Origin of the sequence: Dyella sp. (assembly GCF_035503745.1) — a bacterium.
Classification (GTDB): Bacteria; Pseudomonadota; Gammaproteobacteria; order Xanthomonadales; family Rhodanobacteraceae; genus Dyella_B.
Genome location: NZ_DATJTC010000036.1, coordinates 1 through 20,177, shown reverse-complemented (window position 1 = coordinate 20,177; position 20,177 = coordinate 1). Strand labels below are relative to the sequence as shown.

General features: G+C 61.6%; 19 protein-coding genes and 5 tRNA genes. 12 read left to right on the top strand and 12 right to left on the bottom strand.

Features of this window, described 5'->3' with window-relative positions:
- Nucleotides 1–28 precede the first annotated feature (28 nt).
- From clpP to VME63_RS13830, 7 genes are all read left to right on the top strand, one after another.
- Nucleotides 29–658: an ATP-dependent Clp endopeptidase proteolytic subunit ClpP gene (gene clpP / locus VME63_RS13860; RefSeq protein WP_325433947.1), complete on the top strand. Its 630-nt coding sequence runs from the start codon at nt 29–31 to the stop codon at nt 656–658.
- Between the two features lie 109 nt (nt 659–767).
- Nucleotides 768–2,069 (top strand): ATP-dependent Clp protease ATP-binding subunit ClpX, encoded by a 1,302-nt coding sequence (clpX, locus tag VME63_RS13855; protein ID WP_325433946.1) that lies wholly within the window; start codon nt 768–770, stop codon nt 2,067–2,069.
- 170 nt (nt 2,070–2,239) lie between these two features.
- On the top strand, nt 2,240–4,750 hold the full coding sequence (lon, locus tag VME63_RS13850) for an endopeptidase La (RefSeq protein ID WP_325433945.1): 2,511 nt from the start codon (nt 2,240–2,242) through the stop codon (nt 4,748–4,750).
- A gap of 327 nt (nt 4,751–5,077) precedes the next feature.
- Nucleotides 5,078–5,350: an HU family DNA-binding protein gene (locus VME63_RS13845; RefSeq protein WP_325433944.1), complete on the top strand. Its 273-nt coding sequence runs from the start codon at nt 5,078–5,080 to the stop codon at nt 5,348–5,350.
- Between the two features lie 17 nt (nt 5,351–5,367).
- Nucleotides 5,368–5,442, top strand: a tRNA-Val gene (locus VME63_RS13840).
- A 6-nt stretch (nt 5,443–5,448) separates the two neighbouring features.
- Nucleotides 5,449–5,525 (top strand) — tRNA-Asp (locus tag VME63_RS13835).
- 96 nt (nt 5,526–5,621) lie between these two features.
- On the top strand, nt 5,622–7,544 hold the full coding sequence (locus tag VME63_RS13830) for a SurA N-terminal domain-containing protein (protein ID WP_325433943.1): 1,923 nt from the start codon (nt 5,622–5,624) through the stop codon (nt 7,542–7,544).
- A gap of 94 nt (nt 7,545–7,638) precedes the next feature.
- Here the strand turns inward: VME63_RS13830 and VME63_RS13825 are convergent, their stop codons facing one another.
- From VME63_RS13825 to gloB, 3 genes are all read right to left on the bottom strand, one after another.
- A complete protein-coding gene (locus VME63_RS13825; protein WP_325433942.1) occupies nt 7,639–8,421 on the bottom strand; it encodes an enoyl-ACP reductase FabI in 783 nt (260 codons plus the stop codon).
- Nucleotides 8,422–8,521: 100 nt separating this feature from the next.
- The gene (locus VME63_RS13820) at nt 8,522–9,772 is read right to left on the bottom strand and encodes a LysM peptidoglycan-binding domain-containing protein (RefSeq protein WP_325433941.1); all 1,251 of its coding nucleotides are present in this window, start codon (nt 9,770–9,772) and stop codon (nt 8,522–8,524) included.
- A complete protein-coding gene (gene gloB / locus VME63_RS13815; RefSeq protein WP_325433940.1) occupies nt 9,769–10,533 on the bottom strand; it encodes a hydroxyacylglutathione hydrolase in 765 nt (254 codons plus the stop codon). Before gloB ends, VME63_RS13820 begins: the two co-directional genes overlap by 4 nt.
- A 213-nt stretch (nt 10,534–10,746) precedes the next feature.
- On the opposite strand from gloB, the gene VME63_RS13810 reads away from it, so the two are divergent.
- Genes VME63_RS13810 through dnaQ form a run of 3 tightly spaced genes read left to right on the top strand, consistent with a single transcriptional unit; the run spans nt 10,747 to nt 12,613 of the window.
- Entirely contained in the window at nt 10,747–11,424 is a 678-nt protein-coding gene (locus VME63_RS13810; RefSeq protein ID WP_325433939.1) for a methyltransferase domain-containing protein, read from the top strand.
- A 32-nt stretch (nt 11,425–11,456) separates the two neighbouring features.
- Entirely contained in the window at nt 11,457–11,900 is a 444-nt protein-coding gene (rnhA, locus tag VME63_RS13805; RefSeq protein WP_325433938.1) for a ribonuclease HI, read from the top strand.
- Nucleotides 11,897–12,613, top strand: a complete 717-nt coding sequence (gene dnaQ / locus VME63_RS13800) for a DNA polymerase III subunit epsilon (RefSeq protein WP_325433937.1) — start codon at nt 11,897–11,899, stop codon at nt 12,611–12,613. Before rnhA ends, dnaQ begins: the two co-directional genes overlap by 4 nt.
- A 21-nt stretch (nt 12,614–12,634) precedes the next feature.
- Here the strand turns inward: dnaQ and VME63_RS13795 are convergent, their stop codons facing one another.
- From VME63_RS13795 to ppsA, 7 genes are all read right to left on the bottom strand, one after another.
- Nucleotides 12,635–13,336, bottom strand: coding sequence for a PP2C family protein-serine/threonine phosphatase (locus tag VME63_RS13795; protein ID WP_325433936.1), 702 nt, complete (start codon nt 13,334–13,336; stop codon nt 12,635–12,637).
- Nucleotides 13,337–13,463: 127 nt separating this feature from the next.
- Nucleotides 13,464–13,745: a hypothetical protein gene (locus tag VME63_RS13790; protein ID WP_325433935.1), complete on the bottom strand. Its 282-nt coding sequence runs from the start codon at nt 13,743–13,745 to the stop codon at nt 13,464–13,466.
- Entirely contained in the window at nt 13,732–14,346 is a 615-nt protein-coding gene (locus tag VME63_RS13785; RefSeq protein ID WP_325433934.1) for a type II toxin-antitoxin system HicB family antitoxin, read from the bottom strand. The genes VME63_RS13790 and VME63_RS13785 overlap by 14 nt, the downstream gene beginning before the upstream one ends.
- On the bottom strand, nt 14,330–14,689 hold the full coding sequence (locus VME63_RS13780) for a hypothetical protein (RefSeq protein WP_325433933.1): 360 nt from the start codon (nt 14,687–14,689) through the stop codon (nt 14,330–14,332). The genes VME63_RS13785 and VME63_RS13780 overlap by 17 nt, the downstream gene beginning before the upstream one ends.
- Before the next feature lie 187 nt (nt 14,690–14,876).
- Nucleotides 14,877–14,966, bottom strand: a tRNA-Ser gene (locus tag VME63_RS13775).
- A gap of 76 nt (nt 14,967–15,042) precedes the next feature.
- Nucleotides 15,043–15,741, bottom strand: a complete 699-nt coding sequence (gene lepB, locus VME63_RS13770; RefSeq protein ID WP_325433932.1) for a signal peptidase I — start codon at nt 15,739–15,741, stop codon at nt 15,043–15,045.
- A gap of 155 nt (nt 15,742–15,896) precedes the next feature.
- Entirely contained in the window at nt 15,897–18,269 is a 2,373-nt protein-coding gene (gene ppsA, locus VME63_RS13765) for a phosphoenolpyruvate synthase (RefSeq protein WP_325433931.1), read from the bottom strand.
- A 224-nt stretch (nt 18,270–18,493) separates the two neighbouring features.
- Between ppsA and ppsR the strand changes: the two genes are divergently transcribed.
- Nucleotides 18,494–19,309, top strand: a complete 816-nt coding sequence (gene ppsR, locus VME63_RS13760) for a posphoenolpyruvate synthetase regulatory kinase/phosphorylase PpsR (protein ID WP_325433930.1) — start codon at nt 18,494–18,496, stop codon at nt 19,307–19,309.
- 34 nt (nt 19,310–19,343) lie between these two features.
- Nucleotides 19,344–19,811, top strand: coding sequence for a DUF1249 domain-containing protein (locus VME63_RS13755; RefSeq protein WP_325433929.1), 468 nt, complete (start codon nt 19,344–19,346; stop codon nt 19,809–19,811).
- A gap of 66 nt (nt 19,812–19,877) precedes the next feature.
- Here the strand turns inward: VME63_RS13755 and VME63_RS13750 are convergent.
- Both VME63_RS13750 and VME63_RS13745 read right to left on the bottom strand, forming a co-directional pair.
- Nucleotides 19,878–19,954 (bottom strand) — tRNA-Asp (locus VME63_RS13750).
- A gap of 82 nt (nt 19,955–20,036) precedes the next feature.
- Nucleotides 20,037–20,112 (bottom strand) — tRNA-Glu (locus VME63_RS13745).
- Nucleotides 20,113–20,177 lie beyond the last annotated feature (65 nt).

The window sequence follows — 20,177 nt, the reverse complement described above, 5'->3', positions numbered from 1 at the left end:
CAGTCCCCACACGCGGAGAATCGCACGCATGGCCATGGACCCCATCCAGAACCTCAACCTGGTGCCGATCGTTGTCGAGCAGACCGCTCGCGGCGAACGTTCGTACGACATTTATTCGCGCCTGTTGAAAGAGCGCGTGATCTTCCTGGTCGGCGAAGTGAACGACCAGGTCGCCAATCTTCTGGTGGCGCAGATGCTGTTTCTGGAGTCGGAAAACCCCGACAAGGACATCCATCTGTACATCAACAGCCCCGGCGGTGCCGTCACGGCCGGCCTGGCGATCTACGACACCATGCAGTTCATCAAGCCCGACGTAAGCACCATGTGCATCGGCCAGGCCTGCAGCGCCGCTTCGCTGCTGCTGATGGCCGGTGCCAAGGGCAAGCGTTATTCGCTGCCGAACTCGCGCGTGATGATCCACCAGCCCTCCGGTGGCGCCCGCGGGCAGGCCACCGATATCGAGATCCAGGCCCAGGAAATCCTGTACCTGCGCCGCCGTCTGAACGACATTTATGTTCAGCATACCGGCCAGCCCCTGGACAAGATCGAGCGTGACATGGAGCGCGACCGCTTCATGAGCGCCGAAGCGGCCAAGGAATACGGCCTGATCGATGCCGTTCTGGACCGCCGGGCCGTCGAAACGGTCAAGTCGGCCTGATTTCCGCCGAAATAATCTTTAGGCACAGATCGGTCCCGCGTCCGGGTGCGGATTCGGGACCCTGTGCTATCCTCGACCCGTACCGGGATTTTTCAGCAGGATCAAACGAATGAGCGACGAGCGGCAGGGCCGTTCCAACGACAGCGGCAAGATTCTCTACTGCTCCTTCTGCGGCAAGAGCCAGCACGAGGTGCGCAAGCTGATCGCGGGTCCGTCCGTGTTCATCTGCGACGAGTGCGTGGAGCTGTGCAACGACATCATCCGTGAGGAGCTTGAAGAGAAGGCCGCCTCCGGGCGCAGCCAGCTACCCAAGCCCAAAGAGATCATGGAGACCCTCGACCAGTACGTGGTCGGACAGACGCGCGCCAAGAAGGCGCTGGCCGTGGCGGTCTACAATCATTACAAGCGGATGGAATCGCGTCAGCGCAGCGACGATATCGAGCTGGGCAAATCCAACATCCTTCTGATCGGGCCGACCGGCTCGGGCAAGACGCTGCTGGCCGAAACGCTGGCGCGCCTGCTCAACGTGCCGTTCACGATCGCCGACGCCACCACCTTGACCGAAGCCGGTTACGTGGGCGAGGACGTCGAGAACATTATTCAGAAGTTGTTGCAGAAGTGCGACTACGACGTCGAAAAGGCGCAGTCGGGCATCGTTTACATCGACGAGATCGACAAGATCTCGCGCAAGAGCGAGAACCCGTCGATCACGCGCGACGTTTCCGGTGAAGGCGTGCAGCAGGCTCTGCTCAAGCTGATCGAGGGCACGCTGGCCTCGGTGCCCCCCCAGGGCGGTCGCAAGCATCCGCAGCAGGAATTCCTGCAGGTGGACACCAAGAACATCCTGTTCATTTGCGGTGGCGCGTTTGCCGGCCTGGAAAAAGTGATCCAGCAGCGCTCCGAAACAACCGGCATCGGCTTCTCCGCGGAAGTGCGTTCGAAAGAGCGCACGGAAAATCTCGGCAAGGTACTGGCCGAAGTCGAGCCCTCCGATCTGGTGCGTTTCGGGTTGATTCCTGAATTCGTCGGCCGTCTTCCCGTGGTGGCAACGTTGGACGAGCTCGATGAAGCGGCGCTCGTGAAGATTCTCACCGAGCCGCGCAATGCCGTCACCAAACAGTTTCGCAAGCTGTTCGAGATGGAAGGCGTGGATCTGGAGTTTCGTCCCGAGGCGCTGCAGGCCGTGGCCCGCAAGGCGCTCAAGCGCAAGACGGGCGCGCGCGGCCTGCGCACCATCCTCGAGCAAGTGCTGCTGGACACGATGTACGAGCTGCCGTCGCTGGAGCATGTCAGCAAGGTCGTCGTGGATGATGCGGTGATCGAAGGACAGGCCGAGCCCTATCTCATCTATCGTGGAAACTTGCAGCAGCAGGCGCGCATCAGCAGCGAAAGCGGCGACGCCGCAGCCTGATCGTCACACGGCTCTGTCCTGTGCGGCCCCGGCGGTTGATGCCGGGGCCGTTTGTTTTTTGTTGCCGGGCCAGCACTTGAGTGCTGGCCGCAAAGCCTCCACTTGACGAGACAGTGGCCTCGGCGCAGTGTCGGGGTCGTCCGTCTTACTTTTCGCGAGAGATTTCTGCGATGGCAAAAAATGCCGCATCTACCGCAACCACCCCGGGTGCTCTGCTCGACGCATTGCCGGTGCTTCCGTTGCGCGACGTCGTGGTTTACCCGCACATGGTCATTCCACTGTTCGTCGGCCGCGACAAATCCATGCGTGCGCTGGAGCGCGCGATGGAAGGCGAGCGTCAGATTCTACTCGTTGCCCAGAAGAGCCCGGATATCGACGATCCTGCCATCAAGGACCTTCACCAAATCGGCACCCTGGCGGGCGTGCTGCAATTGTTAAAGCTTCCAGACGGCACCGTGAAGGTGCTGGTGGAAGGACAGTCGCGCGTGGCCATCGAGGAATATCACGACGACGCCGGCATGCTCATTGCGCACTCGCGCGTGATCGAGCCGGTGTATAGCGTCAAGGAGCGTGAGCTCGATGTCGTCTCGCGCACGCTGGTCTCGCTGTTCGAGCAATTGGTCAAGCAAAGCCGCAAGCTGCCGCCGGAAGTGCTGGCGACGCTTTCGGGCATCGACGACCCTTCGCGTCTGGCCGATTCCATCGCCGCGCATCTCACCGTGCGCATGGCCGACAAGCAGAAGGTGCTGGAAACGGCCGACGTCGGCCAACGCCTGGAACTGCTAATCGGCCTTGTCGATGGCGAGATCGATCTGCAGCAAGTGGAAAAGCGCATTCGCGGCCGCGTCAAGTCGCAGATGGAAAAGAGCCAGCGCGAGTACTACCTCAACGAACAGATGAAGGCCATCCAGAAGGAACTGGGTGAAAGCGAAGATGGCCCCAACGAAATCGAAGAGCTGCAAAAGAAAATCGAAGAATCGGGCATGCCCAAGCCCGTGCTGGCCAAGGCGCGGCAGGAATTTGGCAAGCTCAAGCAAATGTCGCCGATGTCGGCCGAAGCCACGGTGGTGCGCAACTACCTGGATTGGCTGATCGGCGTGCCGTGGAAAAAGCGCAGCAAGGTGCGCAAGGATCTCGCCCTCGCGCAGGACGTGCTCGATGCCGATCACTTCGGGCTGGAGAAGGTCAAAGAACGCATACTCGAATACCTCGCCGTGCAGCAGCGCGTGAGTTCGATGAAAGGACCGATCCTGTGCCTGGTCGGGCCGCCCGGCGTGGGCAAGACCTCGCTCGGCCAATCGATCGCCAAGGCGACCAACCGCAAGTTCGTCCGCATGAGTCTGGGCGGTGTGCGCGACGAAGCTGAAATCCGTGGCCACCGTCGTACCTATATCGGTTCGATGCCCGGACGCATCGTGCAGAACATGAACAAGGTCGGCAGCAAGAATCCGCTGTTCGTGCTGGATGAAATCGACAAGATGTCGATGGACTTCCGCGGCGATCCGTCTTCGGCGCTGCTGGAAGTGCTCGATCCCGAACAGAACCACGCCTTTAACGACCATTACCTGGAAGTGGATCTGGATCTTTCCGAGGTGATGTGGATCGCCACCGCCAACTCGCTCAACATTCCCGGTCCGCTGCTGGACCGCATGGAAGTCATCCGCATTCCCGGCTACACCGAGGATGAGAAGCTGGCCATCGCGCAGAAGTACCTGCTGCCCAAGCAGATCAAGGCGAACGGCCTGAAGCCCGACGAACTCGCGGTGGATGAAGAAGCCGTGCGCGACATCGTGCGCTACTACACGCGCGAATCGGGCGTGCGCAACCTCGAGCGCGAGATCTCCAAGATCTGCCGTAAAGTGGTGAAGCAGCTGACGCTCGGCGAGCGCAAGAAAGACACCGAAAAGTCCGCGAGCGCCGAAAGCCGGAAGGGCAAGGCGAAAGCCGCGGCGCCCGGCAAGGTGCGCGTCGATTCGGCCAATCTCGATCAATATCTGGGCGTACGCCGCTTCGATTTCGGCCGCAAGGAACTGCAAAACGAAATCGGTCTGGTGACCGGCCTGGCCTGGACGCAGGTCGGTGGCGACTTGCTGAGCATCGAAGCCTCGATCGTTCCGGGCAAGGGCCGCCAGGTGCATACCGGCCAGTTGGGCGATGTGATGAAGGAATCGATCCAGGCTGCACTCTCAGTGGTTCGTGCGCGTGCCAGCCAGTTGGGAATCGAGCCCGATTTCCACGAGAAATTCGATCTGCACATTCACGTGCCGGAAGGCGCCACGCCCAAAGACGGGCCCAGCGCGGGTATCGCCATGTGCACGGCGCTCGTGTCGGCGCTGACGAAGGTGCCGGTCCGTTCGGAGGTGGCGATGACCGGTGAAATCACCTTGCGCGGCCGCGTGCTGCCGATCGGCGGCTTGAAGGAAAAGCTGCTCGCCGCGCATCGCGGCGGCATCACCACCGTGATCATTCCCGACGAGAACCGCAAGGATCTGGCCGATATTCCGCAAAACATCACCGGATCGCTGGAAATCCATCCCGTGCGCTGGATTGACGAAGTGCTCGATATCGCCCTGGAGCGTCCGTTGCAGCCGCTGCCCGCCAAGGATGCGGAATCGTCTGCATCCACGTCCGAAGGTACGCCGCACGAAGACGGCGCCGAGGTGCCCGCGCGCCCGCACTGACCCTGAGGCGCCGCGCAATGTGCGATGGGCGACACGTTATGCGTGTCGCCTTATCGCGTCCTGCAATACTGTTGTTAAACAACGGTTGCATGCGTGTGCCAGCGTGCGCCCGGATGTCGATGAACACCCGCAAAGCGTTGGTACTGCTTGTATTGCGGACCATTGGGGGCGCTGGTATAAAGGCTCACCGCCATCCTGGGGCTTCAGCAGAATGCACAGCGATGCGGGATCGCGTGGCAGCGCCATCCTCCAATCCATGATTCTTTCCTGCGTTGTCCCGTCCCAAACCTATCCGCGGGCCGTATACCTGTTCAAGGGAGTAACTCAATGAATAAAACCGATCTGATCAATGCCGTGGCCGAACATGCCGAGTTGACCAAGGCCGATGCCGGCCGTGCACTGGAGGCTTTTTTCGAAACCGTGCAGAAGGCGCTGAAGAGCGGTGAAGATGTGTCCGTGGTGGGTTTTGGCACCTTCACGGTGCGCAGCCGCGCCGCGCGTACCGGCCGCAACCCCCGTACGAACGAAGAGATCAAGATCGCCGCCTCCAAGGTTCCTGCCTTCAAGGCTGGCAAGACGCTCAAGGACGCCCTAAACTAAGCGGCCCCAAGGGGTCCGGGTGCTTAGCTCAGCGGTAGAGCGTCGCCCTTACAAGGCGAGGGTCGTAGGTTCGATCCCTACAGCACCCACCAGAATGTGGAGCGGTAGTTCAGTCGGTTAGAATGCTGGCCTGTCACGCCGGAGGTCGCGGGTTCGAGTCCCGTCCGCTCCGCCACGGTTTGCAAGGGCGCCCGCGTGGCGCCCTTGTTGTTTAGGATCACGTTGTTTCGGTTACGCGCCCAAACACGCCAACACATCGCGAGAAGAACTCATGCTGCAGTCGCTACGTGACAAAATACATGGATGGCCAGCCATTATCGTGCTGGGCGTCGCCGTATTTGCAATGTCCTTCTTCGGCATCGAAGGCTACTTCAGCGCTCAGGCGGAAACCTTCGTCGCCAAGGTGGGCAAGCGCGAGATCAGCCAGCAGCAGTTCCAGGACGCGATGAACGACAAGCGCAAGCAACTGCGCGCGCAGATGGGCGATCGCTTCGACCCGTCCCTGCTGGACAAGCCCGATTTCAAGCAGCACGTGCTCGACCAGCTGATCGGCCAGCAGTTACTGCTGAAGGCCAACGACGACATTGGCATGCGCGTACCCGACCAGGCACTGCGCGACTACATCGCGGCCATTCCCAGCTTCCAGGTCAACGGCAAGTTCGATCCGGAGGTCTATCGCGCCGCCCTGGCGGCCAATGGCATGACGCCGGAGAAATTCCAGAGCAGCGTACGCGACTCCATGCTGATCGGATTGCTTCCCGATGCCATCAGCGGCAGCACCATCGTCACCGATGCCGACGTCGACCGTTATCTGCAAGTGCAACGCCAGCGCCGCGACATCCGCTACTTCGTGTTGCCGCGCCCGGCGCCGGCCGATGCGCAGGTCACCGACGCCCAGGTGCAGGATTACTACAAGGCGCACCAGGCGGATTTCATGAATCCCGAGCAGGTGTCGCTGAAATATATCGAAGTGAATGCGGCCGATTTGAAGTCCGATGCGCAGCCGCCTAGCGAAGACGAGCTGAAGAAGCGCTACCAGGATGAAATCCAGCGCTTTGGCATGCCCGAGGAGCGCGAGGTGTCGCATATCCTCATCAACGTGCCGAAGAACGCGACGCCGGCACAGCAAAAGGCGGCGCTGGAAAAAGCGGACAAGATCGCTGCCGAAGCCACGCCGGAGAATTTCGCCAAGCTCGCCCAGCAGGACTCGGACGATCTCGGTTCCAAACTGCAGGGCGGCGACCTGGGCTGGCTGCAGAGAGGCGTGACCAACCCGGCCTTCGAGTCGGCCATGTTTTCGATGCAGAAGGGCCAGATTTCCAAGCCGGTTCTTTCCGAGGAGGGCTATCACATCATCTGGCTGCGTGATGTGCACAGCGGTCAGGCCAAGCCCTTCGCACAAGTACGCGACGAGCTGTTGAAAGAAGCCACCACCGCGGACCGCGATCGCATGTACAGCGACGTGGCCGGCAAGATGACCGACCTGACCTCGCAGAACCCGGGTTCGCTGGAGCCTGCGGCGCAAGCGCTGCAACTTCCGATCAAGGAAGTGCCGCTGTTTAGCCGTGACGGCGGGCAGGGGCCCGTGGCGTCCAATCCCAAGGTGATCGCCGCCGCGTTTTCGACCGACGTACTTGCCTCGGGCAACAACTCCAGTTTGATCGACCTGGGCAAGAATGACTCCATCGTGCTGCGAGTGGACAAGCATGTGCCGGCTTCGCCGCGTGCGGTGGCCGATGTGCGCAGCGTGATCGTGCAGAAGATCCTCGACCAGCGCATCGCCGATGCCGCGCACCAGAAGGCCGACGTGCTGGTCGACCGGCTGAGCAAGGGCGAGGACATGGCCACGCTCGCCCAGGCCGAACATGCGCAGCTGCAGACCGCCGCCGAGATCCAGCGCGTCGCGCTGCCCAACACTCCCGACGTGCCGGCGCCTGTGCGCACCAAGGCTTTCGTGACGCCCCACCCGGTGAACGGCAAGGCGCAATACGCTGACGTTGCCATGGGCAACGGCGTGTATGCGGTGCTCGCGGTCGACAAGGTCCAACCGGGCGACTTGTCCAAGATCTCCGCCGACGAACGCCGCGAAGAGTACCGCGGAATGATGCAGTACTACGGCGTGCTCGAAACGAACGGTTTCGTCGACATGTTGAAGGCGAATGCGAAGATCGAAATCGCCAAGGACAGAATGTAAGGCGCCTGGCGGCAAAATCGGTGGCGCCGCCGTGCGCTGCCCATAAAAAGGGCGACTCGACGAGTCGCCCTTTTTTGTCCCGCTGGCAGAAGGCTTAAACGCCGGTCATGCCCAGAATGTTGTAGCCGGCATCCACGTAGGTGACTTCGCCAGTGATGCCCGAGGCCAGATCCGAGCACAAGAACGCACCCACGTTACCCACTTCGTCAATGGTGACGCTGCGGCGCAGCGGGGCGTTGTCTTCGACGTGGTCGAGCATCTTGCGGAAGTTGGCGATGCCGGCGGCGGCGAGCGTCTTGATGGGACCGGCGGAAATCGCGTTGACGCGAGTCGTTTCCGGGCCCAGGTTCAGTGCCAGGTAACGCACGTTGGCTTCCAGGCTCGCCTTGGCCAGGCCCATCACGTTGTAGTTGTTCAGCGCGCGCTCGGCACCGAGGTAGGTGAGGGTGAGGATGGCGCCGTTGCGGCCGGCCATCATCGGGCGTGCGGCCTTGGCCAGCGCAGCCAGGCTGTAGCTGGAAATGTCATGCGCGACAGTGAAGCCTTCGCGGGTCAGATTGTCCAGGAACTGCCCCTGGAGCGCCTCGCGCGGTGCGAAGCCGATCGAGTGCACCAGGATGTCAAAGCCATCCCAATGCTTGCCCAGTTCGACGAAAAGGTTGTCGATCTGAGCGTCATCGGCGACGTCGCACGGCAGCACGATGTTGGAGCCAAACGCATTGGCCGCTTCGTCCACACGATCCTTCATGCGATCGTTGGGGTAGGTAAAGGCCAGTTGCGCGCCTTCGCGGTGCATTGCGTTGGCGATGCCCCAGGCGATCGAGCGCTGGCTGGCAATGCCGGTGATCAGGGCACGCTTGCCGTGCAGGAATCCCATGCGTCCTCCAAAAGGTTGTCACTGCGCCGGATAGCGCAAGGGACGCAGTTTAGCAGGCATGGCGTGGCGGGGCTTCCATACGTCCAGGCATGGAAAACCGTCAGGGCGTATCCAGCTTGAGCACCTGGCCCGGCTTGAGCGGCTTGCCGTGCAGGTTGTTGATGCGTTCCAGGGTGCGGACACTGACCGAATAGTGCTTGGCGATTAGCCATAGGCTTTCGCCCGAGCGCACGGTGTGCGTTCTCCCATGGTGCGGCGTGTCGGTTGCCGCGTCGTCATCCTGGCCGGCAGCGGACTTGTCCGCGAAGGGGGTGCGCACGGCGGCGTCCGATCCGGACAAGCTGGCTGTCATGTCCTGGTCGTTGGCCATCTGCATGGTGCTGCGCAGTTGCTCGGCGTTGCGGCGCGGCATCAGCAACTGCGGAACGTTTGCACCCAGCACATCGCCCTGCACCGCCGGGTTCAGCCGCTTGAGCACGCTGGTGTCCATGCCCGCATGGTTCGCCGCGCTGGATAAGGTCATGCCATGGGTGATCTGTACGGCTTCCAGATGCTGATCGGGCTCAAGCGTGGGCAGTTCGACGTTGAAGCGCGACGGATCGCGAATCACGCAGGAGATGGCCAGCAGCTTGGTCAGGTGTTCGCGCGTGACGTGCGCAATAGGCATCTTGGGAATCACCGGCTGCTCCGGCGGTTCGCCGTATTTCTGCACCAGCTTCTGCACGCCGAATTCGCCATGATTGAACGCATAATCGACCAGGCGCCAATCGTGCAGCTGCCCGTAGTACTGGTGCAGCATGCGCATGATGCCGTCGGTGGCGGCGGACGTATCCAGGCGGCCATCGTAGTTGTGATCCACGTGCAGGCCGATGACGTGCGCCGTGCTCAGTACGATCTGCCACATGCCGGCGGGAAGATTGCGGTGTCCAGGTACCGGGCGGTATTGGCTTTCGACCCACGGAAGCAGCACGAATTCGCCGGCGACGTCGTATTTTTCGGCCACCTGCTGCACGTAGACCAATTGCGACAGCGCGCCGCTCATCTGCGCCTGGAAGCGTTGCGGATCCTGCGTATAGCGATGCGCCCAAACCATGATCTGCGGATCGGCATCGCAGTCGGCCATGGCGAAACTGCCGCGCAATTTGTCCCACACAGTGGCCGTTTCGGCAGGCGAGGAAGGCGCTTGCGAAGAGGGTGAGGCAGGTGCTGCGGGCGTTGACGCTGGCGCGGGTGCCGGTGCTGGTGCAGGCACGGGCTTGGGTACACGCGTGGGGCCGACAGCCGAAGGCGTTGCGCACGCGGCCAGCAATGAAGCAAGCATGAAGGGAAGAATGCGCTTGGCGATTTTCATGCGCCGAATGCATCCTTGGCAGAGCGCAATGCCGCAAAGCGCGCGACCGGGTCGTTCGCCGCGCCATGCCGGCGGCACCAGTCCATCACGCCTGCGCTATCCACGCGCAGGAACGGATTGCAGGCCAGTTCGCTAGAAAGCGTAGCCGGCACGCTAGGGCGATGCTCGGCGCGCAGTCTGGCCACTTCGTCCGCGCGCTGTTGCAGGGCCAGGTTATCCGGCTCGACCGTTTGTGCGAAGCGAGCATTGGCGGCCGTGTATTCATGGCCGCAGCACACCAGCGTATCGCCAGGTAGCGCGGCGATGCGCTGCAGCGAGGACAACATTTGCGCGGGCGAGCCTTCAAATAGACGTCCGCAGCCCAGGCTGAACAAGGTGTCGCCGCACAACAGCACGCCTTCGCCCACGTAAACGATATGACTTAAGGTGTGTCCCGGCACCGCGATCACCTGCCACTGCGCCGAGGGTTTTTCCAGGCGCAAGGTTTGGCCGTCATTCACGCGATGCGTGGCGATGTCGATCCGCTCGTCGTTGGGGGCGTACACCGGTACGCGGTGATCGTCGCGCAGCCGGGCTGCGCCGCCGATGTGATCGAGGTGATGATGGGTCAGCAAGACGGCACGCAGCGTGAGCTTGCGTGCGCACAGGGCTGACTCCACCGGGGCGGCCTCGCCCGGGTCGACGACAACGGCATTGCCCTCGTCATCATGAAGCAGCCAAATGTAGTTGTCGGCAAGCGCCGGTAACGGTACGACGTGCAAGGCGTACTCCGCTGCGGTTTCGTATCGACTGGCGCAGGCTCATGGCTTGCGCATGGTGGCCGACTATAAGACCCCGGAGGCGCGCCCTCGTTAGATAAGTGTTAATCGAAATATAGTTCGAATGTTGTTGGGTACTGGTTCGTCTTTGCGAATCCAACCAGTAGACTCTTCTTTAGAATCTTTGGACCCCGCCCGGCGACAGGCCCTTCCTTCATGCCCAAGCGCGCCCACGACATCTACGCCAGCACGCCCATGCGCGGCTTGCTGGCGGACGAGGCCATCGCCTACACGCCGGATTTGCGGCGCTGCGCGGGGCGTCGCGCGCTGCTGCTCTCTGCGGCCCAGGAAGACCGGCCGCCCAATCCGCCCTATCTTGGCCAGTGGGTCACGCTGCGGCTGGTGCAGGAACGCCTGGAGGGCGATGTGCGGGCCAGCGCCAACGAGCCCCTGCCGTTCGCCGACGAGGCATTCGATTTCATCCTGTTGCGCCATGCGCTGGAGCCTACGCCGCTCTCGCTCGACGACATCGTGCGGGTGCTGGCCCCGGGCGGGATGCTGGTGCTGACCGGTATCAATCCGTTAAGTGGCTGGACGCCCTGGTGGCTGTGGCAGACGCGCGGTACGGCCGCCCATGCCAAGTCGCCCATTCAGCTTGCCGTGCGCCTGCGCCGGGCCGAACTGCAGGTGGAGCGTGTGCAGCGCGTGGGGAGGGTCTTGCCCATGCCCTCTAGCGGGCCAGGGGAGGCTTCGGGCCTGCTCGGGGGCGGCTATGTGCTGGTGGCGCGCAAGAAAGGCCCCATGAGCGTACCCACGCGCTTGCGGCCCAAGCCGGTGGCGGCCCAGGTTCCGGCCGGATTGGCCCCGGGCGCGCGGCGCAGCGCGGTCAGTTGATCATTACAAACAAGAACGTTGGAGCAGAATGCGTGGCGGATGTGGAAGCGTTTACCGATGGCGCCTGCCTGGGCAATCCTGGTCCCGGCGGATGGGCGGCACTATTGAGGGCAAAGGGTACCGAACGGCTGCTCAGCGGCGGCGAAGCGCAGACCACCAATAACCGGATGGAACTGTTCGCGGCGATCAGTGCGCTCGAAGCGCTTACGCGACCATGTGCGGTGACACTGACCACCGACTCCCGCTACGTGATGCAGGGCATCGAGGAATGGGTGCCACGCTGGATCAAGAACGGCTGGCGCACCGCCGACAAAAAGCCGGTGAAGAACCAGGATTTATGGCAACGGCTGGCGGCAGCGGTGGCACCCCACAAGGTGCGCTTCCAATGGGTGCGCGGTCACACCGGCCATCTCGAAAACGAACGCGTGGACCAGGCCGCGCGCGAACAGGCCGAGCAATACAGGGATCAAGCATGAGACAGATCGTCCTGGATACCGAAACCACCGGCCTGGAAGTGCGCCAGGGCCATCGCCTGATCGAAATCGCCTGCGTGGAAATGATCGAACGCAGGCCGACCGGGCAGCGCTACCAGACCTACCTCAACCCGGAGCGCGCGATCGATGAGGGCGCGCGCCAGGTCACCGGCATCGAGGATGAATTCCTGCTCGACAAGCCACGCTTCGCGGAAATCGCGGACGAGTTCCTCGCCTTTATCGACGGTGCGGAATTGATCATCCACAACGCGACGTTCGACGTCGGCTTCATTGATGCCGAACTGGCGCGCCTGGGCGAAAGCTACGGCCGCCTTGCCGATCGCTGCAGCGTGCTCGATACGCTGGCGCTGGCACGCGAACGCTATCCGGGGCAGCGCAACAGCCTCGATGCCTTGTGCAAGCGCCTGGGCGTGGACAATTCCGCGCGCGATTTGCACGGCGGCTTGATCGATGCGCAGTTGCTGGCCGACGTCTATCTGGCGATGACCTCGGGGCAGGTGGTGCTGGACCTGGGCTTCGAGGGCGCGGCCGATACGCGGGTGCGCATGGCTACCGCGCCGGTGGCGCTATCGCGTCGTCCGCGCGTATTGCGCGCCAATGCCCAGGAGGTCGATGCGCATCTGCGCCGGCTCGATTCGCTGGACAAGAGCGCTGGCGGCCAGTCGGTATGGCGGCGGCAGGAATCGGAAGCCTGAACCGGCGTGTGTTCCGGCGCGTCAGCGCACGCGCACGAGGATGGCGGTAACGTTGTCGCTGCCGCCGTGATCGAGCGCGGCCAGCAATAGATGATCCACGCATTCCTGCGCGGCCAGTTCTTGCCTTGCCACCATGTCGGCGATGGCCGCGTCGCTGACTTCCTCGGTCAAACCGTCGCTGCACACGAGAAAAGCCATATCCGGTACAAGCTGGCCCGTGGCCATGCTGACGTGCAATTGATCCAGTGCGGTAATGCCCAGGGCTTGAGTCAGCACGTTGCGATAAGGGTGGCGCGCGGCCTGCTTTTCATCCACCGCACCGGCCGCGACCAGGTGCTGCACCAGCGAATGGTCGTGGCTGACCCGGTGCAGGCCATTGTTCCACTGATAAATGCGGCTGTCGCCCACCCATGCAATGTCGTAGCCCTGGTCGCTGATGCGGATGGCAGCGATGGTGCTGCCCATCGGCAGGGCATCGTCGTAGCGCTGTGCGTGTTCCAGTACTTGGGCTGCCGCGCCATGTATCGCTTCGGCCAACGGCTGGCCGGCGCGCACGCGCGCTACCACGGTGTCCCGAGCCAGCGCTGCAGCGACTTCGCCATGCTGATGTCCCCCCATGCCGTCGGCGACCAGAAACAGGCCCAGCGCGGCGTCGGCGTAATAGGTGTCCTCGTTGCGCGTGCGGCGCAATCCGACATGGGTTCCGTGTCCAAACTCGATCATGGGTATCCGCACCAGCACAGCATGTAAAGAATCCATTCCTGAAGAACGGAGGGAAAGCTGCTCAATGAGGTTGATTTAAACGGTACGTGCTTCTGAAGAAAAGCCCAACACTGTTGGGCTTTTTAAACTATTTGGCCGCTTTTTTTGAGGCCGCAGGGGTCTTCGGATTTACTACTGCAGCATCGACAGTGAGATTCGTTTTTTCGGTGACTTTTTGCAGCCCAATCGCATCAATTATGGTCAAAACCGCGGGTCTCAGTTCTGTCGGATTTTCAGGGCGAGCAAAGTTGTTGACACCGAAGCCAATGGTAACGGCAACCTGCCAGATGCCTTCATGAATGCCCTGTTGCTTCAGTAGAGCAGTAGCAACTTCCTGATAGGAGAACGCATAGCTATTAGGTTGGGCCATGGATTACTTTCGCCTCTGTGCGTTTGGTGTTGTAGCTTATGAGAGTTATGTTTGGAACGTCTGCGATGAGTCGGTGCGAGTTGTTTGTAGCTATACGGGTATGCTGGAACATTTGTAGCTGCAACAGTTGCAAACCATCGACCAGGTAGTTTTCTACTTTTTTCGCCATTAAACGCGAGAAGTCATCCGCAACTTTGCCAGCAACCCCCTTGGCGCCTACATAACTCGCGATCGCGGCTAGCAATAATTGATTTACGCTTGTCTGTTCGCTAAGCGCTAATTCTGCAACTTGCTTATGAATGCCCCTGGGGATTCGTAGCGCAATTTTTCCGCTGTACCCGAAATTATCTATGGGTAGTGGAATTTCTTGTCCGAGATCTTGCTGTGCTTCAATCCATGATATTGCAGTTGATTCCAAATTCCTGAGCGCTTCGTCAGCGGTGTCACCTTCCGCGATGCAGCCTGGAAATTCTTGAATGGTAGCTGTGAACCCGCCATCTGGATCTGGCGTCAATTTGCGAGCATAGGGAAGCGACAAATAGTCTTTCGCGGATGATGGGATGCTCGGTCTAGCCGTGGCCAAATCAATCTTGGTTGTCATCGTTTTCGTCATCATCGTCATCCTGTCCGTCCGTGTCGTTGCCCTCAGGGGTTGTGCCTTCATTTATGTGCTGCTTCCAAACGTCTATGTCGTTCAGCAGCGCATCAATGATGCTCCTCGCCGTTCTGCTTTTAATGTCTTTGCCACCATGATCTGGGATAGAAATTGGTGGACACAAGACCGGGTCGCTTAAACGTACCCAGTTCGGTTCACTTCCACGTTTTGCCTTCTTTCGACCCAGTTTTTTGGCGATCGACTGCAACTCCTGTGCTCTGATCGGCCTAGGTGGATTAGCCAATGCAAGTAACTTCGCCTCAAGCTTTTTCAGCTTATTAAGGTTCATGATACTACCTGCGATATCATTACAGGCATGCGCCCTCCGCGCTAGGTCCGTTAACGTCCAAATTCTATGGCGCAAAAGTTAAGCGTCGTCTATCAGAGAAAATTTTTCCGGTGACCCTGGGGTTACCCGGTATATAGAAACAAAAATCCCGACGCTAGGTCGGGATTATGTAAATCACTGATATTACTGGCGGAGAGGGTGGGATTCGAACCCACGGTACGCTTACACGTACGCCTGATTTCGAGTCAGGTACATTCGACCACTCTGCCACCTCTCCGAAAGGGTGCGTGTGGTCCACGCGAGCCGGACATGATACGTGCTGGACGCGACCCTGACAACTGGCGCCCGGCGACTTATCGGCTTGCCGCGACGCCGGATCCGTCCAGCCGCGCCCCGAAGCGGGCTTCGCGCGGCAGGTAGTGATTTTCCGGATCCAGCGACATGGCGACGTAGCGCGAGCGCCCCACGATTTCATTGCGCGGGAAGAAGCCCAGGTAGCGGGAATCCTCGCTGTCATCGCGGTTGTCGCCCAGCAGCAGGTATTGGCCCGCGGGAACGATGACCGGTCCAAAGTCGCGAGCTTCGCTGGGATGGTAGACAGACAGCCGGACCAGGTGCCGCATGCCGTCCACCTGCTCGACCGCGTAGCGGGCGGGATCGAGCCGGTCGGCGTGGATGCCCCGCACCTGTGTTGGCGTGTAGCGGGCCGCCACGCCATTGACGTACAGCACGTTCGAGCGCAGCGCGATTTCATCGCCGGGAATGCCGATCACGCGTTTGACCAGGCGTTCGTCTGCCGCATGCGAATCGAGCACCACGATGTCGCCGCGACGAGGATCGGCCAGATGCAGCAGCGATATGTGCGTAAGCGGAAGGCGGATGTCGTAGGCGGCCTTGTCGATCAGGATGCGGTCGCCGATCTGGATCGTGGGCTGCATCGAGCCGGTGGGTACCACGGCCCAGTCGGCCAGGGCGCTGCGGAACATGATCAGGCACAGCATGAATGCGATGAATCCCTTGTTCCGATGGAGAAAGGACATCAGACGGCGCATGGGGCGCTCCTGTGGAGCCGGTGGCGGGAAAGGTGATCCGTTCCTGACCTGTGTGGACAGCGTATTTCGGGGGTGAGTTTCCGCAGGCGGACGGTTACGCACAGAAAAAAGGGGCGGTGTCGCCACCGCCCCAGGGTCTTGCGTCTTGCCCGTAATCAGCCCGCTTTGCGCTTGGCCAGGCGCAGCCAGGTGTCAACCACCGTGTCGGGGTTGAGCGAGACCGACTCGATGCCCTGGTCCATCAGCCATTCGGCGAGGTCGGGGTGATCCGACGGCCCTTGGCCGCAGATGCCCACGTACTTGCCGCGCCTGCGCGCCGTCTGGATGGCCAGCGATAGCAGCTTTTTCACCGCCGGGTCGCGTTCATCGAACAGGTGCGCAACCACGCTGGAGTCGCGATCCAGTCCCAGGGTGAGCTGGGTAAGATCGTTGGAGCCGATCGAGAAGCCGTCGAAAATGTCGAGGAATTCGTCCGCGAGCAGGGCGTTGGACGGCAGCTCGCACATCATGATGACTTTCAAATCGTGCTCGCCTTGCTTGAGGCCGTTCTTGCCCAGCACCTGGACTACCTTGCGGCCTTCGTCCAACGTGCGCACGAACGGGATCATCACCCACACATTGGTGAGGCCCATCACTTCGCGTACGCGCTTGACGGCTTTGCATTCCAGGGCAAACGATTCGGCGAAGCCCGCATCGACGTAGCGGCTCGCACCGCGGTAGCCGATCATCGGGTTTTCTTCGTGCGGCTCATAGCGCGAACCGCCGAGCAGGTTGGCGTACTCGTTTGATTTGAAGTCGGACAGGCGCACGATCACCGGCTTGGGATACACCGACGCGGCGATGGTGGCGATGCCCTCGGCGAGGCGATCGACGTAAAAGCTCACCGGATCGGCGTAGCCGGCGATGCGCTCGTCGATCTTGGCCTTGGTCTGCGCATCCTGCCTGCCGTATTCCAGCAGCGCCTTCGGATGCACGCCGATGTGGCTGGCGATGATCATTTCCAGGCGCGCCAGGCCGATGCCGGCGTTCGGCAGCATGCCGAAGTCGAAGGCGCGTTCCGGGTTGGCCACGTTCATCATGATCTTCAGCGGCGCTTCGGGCATCTTGCCCAGGTCCGCGGTGACACGCTCGAACTTCAGCTGGCCTTCGTAGATCGTGCCGGTGTCGCCTTCGGCGCAGGACACGGTGACGTCAAGGCCGTCCGGAATGGTATCCAGCGCGTTGCCGGTGCCCACGACGGCCGGCACGCCCAGTTCGCGCGCGATGATCGCGGCGTGGCAGGTGCGGCCGCCACGGTTGGTGACGATGGCCGAGGCGCGCTTCATCACCGGCTCCCAGTCGGGGTCGGTCATGTCGGCGATGAGCACGTCGCCGGGCTGCACCTTGTTCATGTCGGCGAGCGAGCGGATCACGCGCGCTTTGCCGGCACCGATCTTCTGGCCGATGGCACGGCCTTCGGCCAGTACCTTGCCCTTCTCGCTGAGGTGGAAGCGCTCCAACTGCGTGGCGTGCGCGCGCGACTTCACCGTTTCCGGGCGCGCCTGCACGATGTAGAGCTTGCCGGTGTTGCCGTCTTTGGCCCACTCGATGTCCATCGGGCGGCCGTAGTGCTTTTCGATCACCAGCGCCTGCTTGGCCAGTTCCTGCACGTCCTGGTCGGAAATGCAGAAGCGGTGGCGGTTCGCCGCCGGGGTTTCCTCGATCCGTACGCGTTCGCCCGGCTTGTTGGAGTACACCATGCGCTGCTGCTTCGCGCCCAGGCTGCGGCGCAGCACCGCCGGCTTGCCTTCCTTAAGCGTGGGCTTGAAGACGTAGAACTCGTCGGGGTTCACCGCGCCTTGCACGACCATTTCGCCCAGACCGTAGGAGCCGGTAACGAACACCACGTCACGGAAACCGGACTCGGTGTCCAGCGTGAACAACACGCCCGAAGCGCCCACGTCCGAGCGCACCATCAGCTGCACGCCGGCCGAGAGGAATACGTCTTCGTGCTTGAAGCCCTGGTGCACGCGATAGGCGATGGCGCGGTCGTTGTACAGCGAGGCGAAGACTTCCTTCACCTTATGCAGCACGTCCTCGATGCCGACCACGTTGAGGAAGGTTTCCTGCTGGCCGGCGAACGACGCGTCCGGCAAGTCTTCGGCGGTGGCGGAGGAGCGCACGGCGACGGCGATGTCGTCGCTGCCGGCGTCCTTGCACAGCTTGGCATAGGCTTCGCGGATGGCCTTTTCCAGCTCGGCGGGCAGGGCGGTATCGACGATCCAGCCGCGGATCTCCTTGCCGCCGGCGACCAGCGCATCGACGTCATCCACGTCCAGCGTCGCCAGGCGTTCGGCGATGCGCTTGGAAAGGCCACTTTTTTCCAGATACTGCTGGAAGGCGTCGGCGGTGGTGGCAAAGCCGCCGGGCACCGAAACCCCCAGCTGGGCCAGGTTGCCGATCATCTCGCCGAGCGACGCATTTTTGCCGCCCACCTTGCCAAGGTCGGTCATGCGCAGTTGGTCGAGCCAAAGCACCAGGTCGTTCAAGGGGAGTCTCCTCAAGAGCTCTAATTGATGGCTGGGGGCGGCGCGGGGAAAGCGGGCCGCATAAGACTGGTATTGTCCGCTGGGGATGGTGCAGGGCACAAGAAGACCATTACCGGCCGGCACCGCGCCAACTGCATACCAGTCAGGTGATGGTCAAGGAAGGACAGGTGTTCGCGCTTGCGATATGGTGCGGGGCAGGAACCACTCCCGCCCATGGACCCTGCATGCAGCGCTCGGTTTTTTTCATCTCCGATTCCACTGGTATTACAGCCGAGACGATCGGCAACAGCATTCTTGCCCAGTTTGAGGGCGTGCAGTTCGAGAAGCACCGTCTGCCGTTCATCGATACGCCGCAGAAAGCCGAGGCGGCCGCACTACGCATCAAGACGCGCTACGCCCAGAGCGGGGACCGGCCGATCGTGGTGAACACGATGGCCGACCGTGCCTTGTGCGACATCGTCGCCACCAGCGGCGCGCTGATGCTGGATGTGTTCGCGCCGTTCATCGGTCCGTTGGAAGACGAACTGGGTACCCGCCACTCCGGCGCCGTGAACCGTTCCCACGGCCTGGTGGACTTCGACAAATACGAGGCGCGCATCAATGCCACCAATTACGCGTTGAGCCACGATGACGGCATGGACGTGGACTATGCGCAGGCGGACCTGATCCTGGTCGGCGTATCGCGTTCAGGCAAAACCCCGACCTGCCTATACATGGCCTTGCATTACGGCGTCAGCGCCGCCAACTACCCCCTGACCGACGAGGACCTTGAAAAGCTCGAACTGCCCTCGCGCCTGCGCCCCTACAAACACCGCCTGTTCGGTTTGACGATCGAGCCGGAGCGGCTGGCGCAGATCCGCGAACAGCGGCGTCCGGGCAGTCGTTATGCCACGCTCAAGCAGTGCCGATGGGAGCTGGAACAGGCCGACCGGCTCTTGCGGCAGGCGAGCATTCCCTGCCTCAACACCACGCACGTGTCGATCGAAGAAATCGCCAGCAAGATCTTCGATCAGTTCGGTATCGAAAAAACCATGTTCTGACGTTGATGAGAAGAGAGAGGAGCGTCCTGCATTTATGAGTGTCGTGCTCGACCGCCGCACCGCCTTGCTGCCGGGACGTTTTGAGTTCCTGATGGGGCTCTATGCCGAAAATTACCATCGGCTTACGCGCCTGTTCGCGCCGCAGAAGCTGGCGGTGGGCGACTACGTATCGGATGTGGATGACGGACTGCCCGTGCACCTGGTCGTGCAGCAGTGCCATCCGTACACCCTGGAGCTTGAGCTCACCTATGGTTTCGTGGACACGCAAACGGGCATTCGCGCCCCTGCGGCGCAATTGCGCGTGTATACCGATGCCCACGTGGCCGAAGCCTTGCACTGCCATCCGGGGCGGCATCTGTGGCAGGTACTTGGACCTTTTCCGCCCGCGCACACCGTCTTCCAGCACCGTTTGCAGATGAATGGATTTCTCGCGCGCTGGCTGGAGTACCTGGGCGAGCAGGGTCATTCGAGCGGTACGTTGGAATCGGCGCCGAAGAAATAGCGCGCGCGGGCAACAAAAAAGCCCGCGCGGCGGCGAGCTTCTTGCGATCACAACGTTGTATGCAAATGGCGGAGCGGACGGGACTCGAACCCGCGACCTCCGGCGTGACAGGCCAGCATTCTAACCGACTGAACTACCGCTCCGCGTTGTATTGCCTTCCAAGCGTTTTACACACTAAGTCCATTTCCAACCTTACGTGACGGCCTTTTGGCTATCGCTTGAAGTTGGCGTCCCCACGGGGATTCGAACCCCGGTCGCCACCGTGAAAGGGTGATGTCCTAGGCCTCTAGACGATGGGGACGTATGTGTTGGTGGAGCCAGCCGGGATCGAACCGGCGACCTCTTGCATGCCATGCAAGCGCTCTC